Here is a 1,696-nt window from a genome sequence, read left to right as displayed (position 1 = left end):
TAGACGCAGGCCATGCCGCTACGCCGCGCCGCCGCCAGCACGTTGAAGCCGCCGCCCACCTCGAAGCGCGCCTCGGAGGCCAGCACGTCGCCGCCCGGGGCGGGCAGCGCGCCCACCCGCATGATCAGGTCGACCAGCACCTGCCCGGTATGGATCAGCCGGGGAACCGCGGCCGTCATGCCGTGCGCTCCCGCAGGCCGCGCGTGCGCCGCGCGCCGCCGAGCAGCGCGTACAGCCCGCCGCCCACCACGAACGTGACGACCCAGCCCAGGCCGTTGCGGCCGAGCCAACTGCCGGCGAACGGGCCATGGAAGCCGTGCGCGCCGATCGACAGGAAGCAGAAGCCCAGCACGATCGCGATCGCCCACGCGCCGAACGCGCGCCATTCGATGCCGCCGCGATACCAGTACGCGCTGGCCGGGCTGACGTCGAGCAGCGCGTCGGCGCGGTAGCCGTCGCGGCCGGCCAGATCGACGATGAAGATCCCGACCCACGCCGTGATCGGCACCGCGAGCAGCGAGATGAAGCCGATGAACGGGCCGTAGAAGCTGCCCTCGATCAGCATGAAATAGACCGAGCCGGTGGAAATCACGACGATGTCGACCACCACCGCCTGCACGCGCTTGACCTTGAGGCCGAGCGTCAGCGTGGTCAGGCCGGCCGAGTACACCGACAGATAGTTCGACAGCAGCAGCCCGCCGAACGCCGCGATCAGGTACGGGATCGCCATCCAGTGCGGCAGCAGATCGCGGATCGCCGCGATCGGATCGGTGGCCGAGGCCAGCGTGTCGTTGCCCACCGACAGCAGCGCGCCGAGCGTGACCAGCAGCACCAGCGGAATGCCCGCGCCGAACGCGGCCGACGCCACCAGCGCGCCGCCCTTCACGTCGCGCGCCTGATAGCGCGACATGTCGGCACCCGCGTTGGCCCAGCCGATCCCGGTGCCGGCCGCGATCGTGCCGATGCCGATGATCACGGCGCTGGCCGGGGCCGGCGCGGCCGCGAACACGGCGTGCCAGTCGATCGACTGCGCGAGAAAGCCGGCCACGATCAGGTTCAGCGCGCCGAAGATCCACGTCGACCATTTCTGGATCACCAGCAGCGTGGCGTGGCCGAGGCCCGACACCACCAGCGTGGCCGCCACGAAGATCGCGATGAACACCAGCGTCAGCACCGGCTCGGCCTTCGCGTCGGCCGACGAGCCGAACAGGATCGAGCACAGCGACAGCAGCACGTAGGCGCCGGTGGTGGTGTTGACGGTTTCCCAGCCGAGCCGCGACAGCAGCGAGACGATGGTCGGCCCGATATTGCCGCGCACGCCGAACACGGCGCGCGACAGCGTCAGGCTCGGCGCATGGCCGCGCCGCCCCGCGATCGAGATCACCCCGACCAGCGCGAACGAGCCGGCCGCGCCGATCACCGCCACCAGGATCGCCTGCCAGATCGCGAGATGCTGGAACGCCACCAGCGTCGCGCCGAGCGGCAGCCCGAGGATGCTGATGTTGGCCGCGAACCAGACCCAGAACAGTTGCAGCGGATGGCCGCGACATTCCTCGTCGGGCACGGGTTCGATGCCGCGCGCTTCGATCTTGCCGGCGGACGCGGGGTTGCGGGACGAAGCCATCTGTCGATCTCCTGGGTCGGTTCAAGGGGTGCGCCGCGGCCGGGCAATGCCGGCGCGGCCGCGTGGATCAGA

The 1,696-nt window shown here is 70.8% G+C and carries 1 protein-coding gene; it reads right to left on the bottom strand.

Annotated elements, in window-relative coordinates; genetic code table 11:
* Window positions 1–175: 175 nt before the first annotated feature.
* Window positions 176–1,624 carry a cytosine permease gene (locus tag G3N92_RS33750; RefSeq protein WP_206131830.1) on the bottom strand — a complete coding sequence of 483 codons (1,449 nt, stop codon included), beginning with the start codon at window positions 1,622–1,624 and terminating at the stop codon, window positions 176–178.
* Between the last annotated feature and the right edge of the window lie 72 nt (window positions 1,625–1,696).

Source organism: Burkholderia sp. Ac-20379 (genome assembly GCF_017104645.1).
GTDB lineage: Bacteria > Pseudomonadota > Gammaproteobacteria > Burkholderiales > Burkholderiaceae > Burkholderia.
The sequence above is the reverse complement of the archived record's forward strand: the minus strand, read 5'-3'. Positions and strand labels throughout refer to the sequence as shown.